The organism is Gilliamella sp. A7 (genome assembly GCF_002142015.1).
GTDB classification, from domain to species: Bacteria; Pseudomonadota; Gammaproteobacteria; order Enterobacterales; family Orbaceae; genus Gilliamella; species Gilliamella apis_A.
The window spans coordinates 1-4616 of sequence record NZ_NASN01000080.1 but is presented as its reverse complement, the minus strand read 5'-3'; the positions used below and the strand labels follow the sequence as shown (position 1 = coordinate 4616).

At 34.3% G+C, this 4616-nt stretch carries 6 protein-coding genes and 2 pseudogenes; 7 read left to right on the top strand and 1 reads right to left on the bottom strand.

Annotated features, from left to right (window positions below; genetic code table 11):
* The 6 genes and pseudogenes from B6D18_RS12790 to B6D18_RS11995 form a co-directional block, all read left to right on the top strand.
* The coding region (locus B6D18_RS12790; protein WP_216818971.1) for a hypothetical protein at positions 1-220 on the top strand (220 nt) is incomplete at its 5' end.
* A 343-nt stretch (positions 221-563) separates the two neighbouring features.
* Positions 564-644 (top strand): annotated as a pseudogene (locus B6D18_RS13085) (hypothetical protein); the annotation flags it as partial.
* Positions 645-668: 24 nt separating this feature from the next.
* Positions 669-1140: pseudogene (locus B6D18_RS13080) on the top strand (RHS repeat domain-containing protein); the annotation flags it as partial.
* Positions 1141-1475: 335 nt separating this feature from the next.
* On the top strand, positions 1476-1784 hold the full coding sequence (locus tag B6D18_RS12010; protein WP_198208113.1) for a hypothetical protein: 309 nt from the start codon (positions 1476-1478) through the stop codon (positions 1782-1784).
* 463 nt (positions 1785-2247) lie between these two features.
* Positions 2248-2418: an HNH endonuclease gene (locus tag B6D18_RS12665; protein ID WP_086364654.1), complete on the top strand. Its 171-nt coding sequence runs from the start codon at positions 2248-2250 to the stop codon at positions 2416-2418.
* A gap of 102 nt (positions 2419-2520) precedes the next feature.
* Positions 2521-3168, top strand: a complete 648-nt coding sequence (locus tag B6D18_RS11995; protein WP_086364653.1) for an SMI1/KNR4 family protein — start codon at positions 2521-2523, stop codon at positions 3166-3168.
* 16 nt (positions 3169-3184) lie between these two features.
* Here B6D18_RS11995 and B6D18_RS12660 read toward each other — a convergent pair whose 3' ends face one another.
* Positions 3185-3469, bottom strand: coding sequence for a hypothetical protein (locus tag B6D18_RS12660; RefSeq protein WP_086364652.1), 285 nt, complete (start codon positions 3467-3469; stop codon positions 3185-3187).
* A gap of 353 nt (positions 3470-3822) precedes the next feature.
* Here B6D18_RS12660 and B6D18_RS11985 point away from each other — a divergent pair, with 353 nt between their 5' ends.
* A complete protein-coding gene (locus tag B6D18_RS11985) occupies positions 3823-4386 on the top strand; it encodes a hypothetical protein (RefSeq protein WP_086364651.1) in 564 nt (187 codons plus the stop codon).
* Positions 4387-4616: the final 230 nt, after the last annotated feature.

Here is a 4616-nt window from a genome sequence, read left to right as displayed (position 1 = left end):
TTATATAGCTATTCATGATATGCATGGAATAATGACAATGAATTTCAATAATATATTACAGTCCAACATCATCCAATTACTACCAGAGTATAAAGTAAATCATATAAATAATATAGAACAAATGGAAATATGTTTCTGTAGTGGAAGTACTATAATTTATCAGGATACCGATTTACCACCAGCAATTATATCAAATACGTTAAAGTCTCCAATTTTATAAATTGTAATTAGATCTAAACATTCAGTTTATTCTAGAAATAAAATTATACTCATATAATAAAAATTAATAAATTAAATATTTTTAACATTAAATAATATTTAATTACCTAAATAAGGTAAATATTTTGATGTAGGTCCTGACTATTTATGCCATTAATATATTAAAAGAATATTTAGTAGGGAAAAATAGGATTGTCCTTTACTTATTATAAATAGACAGGATTATATTGATTGTGTTTTTAAAACAATTAAAGAAAATAGATAGTTAAAAATAATAAACCAATTGTGACAATAAAACCAGTTGTTTAGTCTCTAGTAGGCTTGACTTTAGCTATAATGCCTATAGCCGTGTTATCGGCAAATATACCCCCGACACCACCAACTATCAGTACGACCCACTGGGCAATCGCATCGCTACCACCCTGCCTGATATCCTCATCGAACGCAGCTACCAGTACGACAACCTCGACCGATTGGTAAGCAAAAAACACAGCAAACAGACCATCGGCACAACCCAGCACTACCACTACGATGCTGAACACCGCCTGAGCGAAGTACGCATCGAACAAACAGGCCGCAGTCAGCGTTACGGCTACGTCTACGACGCCCTTGGCCGGCCACACCGACCTGAATGGCTGTCCGGAAGAACTTACCGATGCAAACGGTAAAATACTGTGGGAATGTAGCTTTCAGTTATGGGGAAAGCGGATTCATGAAATCGAACACGAATCCATAGAGCAAAACCTCAGATATCAGGGACAATATTTAGACAGAGAAACCGGCTTACATTACAATACTTTCAGGTATTATGATCCGGATATAGGTAGATTTACTCAGCCAGACCCGATTGGGTTGCTGGGTGGGTTTAATCTGTATCAGTATGCGCCTAATGGGTTAACTTGGATTGATCCACTTGGTTTAATGCTCTTATATAGAGGTATGAATCTTGCAGAATACGATGAATTAATGAAAACTGGAAAGTGGACATCACCTCCAAGCACCTTAGAAGGAAAATGGTTTGCTGAGTCCTATAAAGATGCTGTTACATGGGGTGAAAAAATGGGACATGGTGGTGATTTCCGTGTCGTTCAGGTTAGCGTTCCTGATAATATAGCAGATGCAGCCTATAAAAATCCTCGATTAGATGATATAGCAAAAGCTAGATTTATTGATAATGTAATCCTTAATAAGGCTAAAATAAAGCCTAAATGGAGTAAATATATACATCAACCAAAATGTTAATGAGGAGAAACAAAATGGAAAATTGCAGAGTTAATGTCAAAATTTATTGGACCCCTATACAACAAGGTGGAAAAAAAACTCTTCCCCTAAATATAAAATACTATGTTATTACTAAACCAATGGAAGGTAAAAATGGCGATATTTCATCTTGGTCATTAGTATTAAATGTTAAAAGTTACGAGCTAGTAGAATCCACTCAAAGAATAGGTTTAGGAGAAGCCTATTTTTTAATGGAAGATGCGCCAAGCTTTTTACTTAAGAAAGGATTTATGATGAATATTTATGAAGGACCTAAACTAGTTGGTACAGTTGAAGTTCTATGACTATTTATACTTATGTGTACTAGCTCAAACTTAATCTGACAAATACTACCTACTCATCGGCATTCGTTCTAACACAATGACTGTCTGATGAGTAAAATAAATTCTCTAGCTGCTTTTCTTTAGCCAGTCCTTTTGTCTCTACCCAAGTTTGCCAAGGTGTCTTACCATAACAGTATTTCCCTGGACTCAATCTGTATCAGTATGCGCCCAATGCGTTTATGTGGATTGATCCGTGGGGATGGGCTAAATGTGGTACTGCCAGAAAAAAACGAAAGCCTTCCGCAAAGAACAAGAATATAGATCATTCCAGAACAATATATCATCCAGATGGATCTACTACTTACTACGACCATAAAGGTAGGGCGGTAACGTATGATAAATATGATAATCCGGATTTCAGCCCGTATAAGGAAACACAAGTAAAATCAACAAGGTTTAATGGTAATAGGAAACACGTAACAAAATAGCAAACGAAGAGATTGGATACAAAGGTGATAAAAAAGATGATAAATACAAAGCTCCGCCAGGAAAAGTGTGGCATCATGTTGATAAAGAGACATTGATACTTCTTGATGCTGAATTACATAAAAACTTTCCTCATACAGGTGGTGCATCAGAACTTATTCATGGATAAACCTTAAAGGAAATAAAATGTTTCAATCAAAATATAAAGTACCCGAAGATATTGATAAACTGATTTCGAAATTAAAATTGAAAAAAATCACACAGTTCTTATATTAATTTTTTAAAACAATATAACGTGATTGATTTTTATAACATGGAATTTTGTTATGGTATTGACTGTGAAGGGGAAGAATTACCGCTCGAAGTTATTTTAGGCTTCTCAAAAAAAGAAGATGAAGATTTAATTGCTACAAACTATGCGTATCTGAATAGAATACCTGAAAAGCATATTGCTATAGCAACTGTGAATTATGGAGATTTACTTTGTTTACATCCGAATGGCAAAATTTATCATTGGGATCAAGAAGTTAATGATCTGTATTTTGATCCGAAAGTAATAAACGGATACCTGGAACAAAATACCAATTTAAAATTTGTAGCAGATTCCTTTGATCAATTTTTATCAATGATTACCAAATTAGAAGATGATGATGATGATTATGATCCAAGTGAAGATGAATTTGAAAATCCGAATATTCCTTTTCCAGATTCAGCATTAAATACTTGGGTAAAAGATCCTAAAGGCATTTTTATGGGTCCACAGCGAAGCATTCCAATTTACTTAAAAAAATTAGAGCTTTCTGAAAAAGGACGTGAAGTATTAGCAAAATTAAAAAAAGAAGGAATTTCTGAAAAAGAACGTGAAATATTAGCGCGATTAAAAAAAGAAGGATTTTTAGAAGAAGGAATTTTTGAATAAAAAAATTAAATTGTAATTACAATAATAAGAATGTGAATGTTGGCAACATCAAAAAAACAATGCTGAAATAATAAATTTTAGCTTTAAAAACAGGTGGTAAACTGTTTATTACCACCTTCAAACTAAACTGATACCGCATAGGCATGTCCGCAGCAAACAAACTGCCAGCGGTACCCAGTATTACCATTACGATGCCGAACACCGCCTGACCTAAGTGTGTATCGAACAGCTGAACCATACTGAACGCTACGGCTACGATGCCCTCGGCCGGCGCATCGACTGGATCGTGACGGTAAGCCATGCAACCGCACCACCTTCCTGTGAGACGGGCTGCTGATGATTCAGGAAAGCAGCGCAGACAAACGGCAGAGCACTAATTTTGAATACACCAAATAGTCGACTTACCAAAGTTATGTCTAAGGCAGGTTTACTGGACATCATATAAATTCTGTTGAGGGAAATGGCTCTCTAGGAGCAAAATGGGAAGGAGATCCGAGAAATATTGTTTTCTTACAAAATTATCGTCATCCTAGTGGTTTTAATGAACATGTACATGGACTAAGAGGACATAGAGGAACTACACAAAATCCGACCAAAGGGCGTTTGATAGATCGAGGTGCTACTTTAAAACAACGATGCTGAAGGTGAAAATATATGTTTATTGATGATGCTTTACGTAAATTTGCAGAAATATTTCAAAACAGTAATACAAGTTTGGGGATAATGAAGTATTCTAATACGAAATTGAAAGCTGATAAAATTGACCTTCCATTAACTGATGAGATTCTATATTTTTATGATCATATGATACTTGAAGATGGGCCAATATTAGGAAATGATTTAACTATTGATGTTATCGAAAGAAATCAATTGAAAAATATCCTTGATGGCTGGGGTAATAATCCAGAATGGAAAGATAGCTATATAATATTCGCTGACCGTAATGGCGATGTGTTGTTGTGTGATTCATCTGACATGAAATCTCCTGTTTATGGTAGTGTACAGATGGATATGTATAAAATGACAGACTCGTTAAGTGATTTTTTAGATATTTATTCAAACCTTATTAAATTGGAAGAGGTTGAGTTTGGAGGTGATGTAGCCGATGATGATTTTAATCACAAACCTGAATATTTATTAAGAATTGAAGAAGAATTAAACAAAAATCTTTCTTCTAAATTGTTTGTAGATAATTTTATGTATTTTTTCTTTGGATAATCGACTATATAAAACCGTATAGTTTCTCCAATAATCCATTATAGCTTTTTGATTTACTGCAGAGGTGGGTACCCAGCCCACCTTATTTTCTGCATTTGAAATTTATATACAGCGTATTTAATCTTTTAAATTTTATCTTGTTGTTACTGGTAATTGCGATTAATAATTACGATATTCACATATCTATATATCCCGCAATAGATATGATTTTGAATGAATAGTAAAAATAC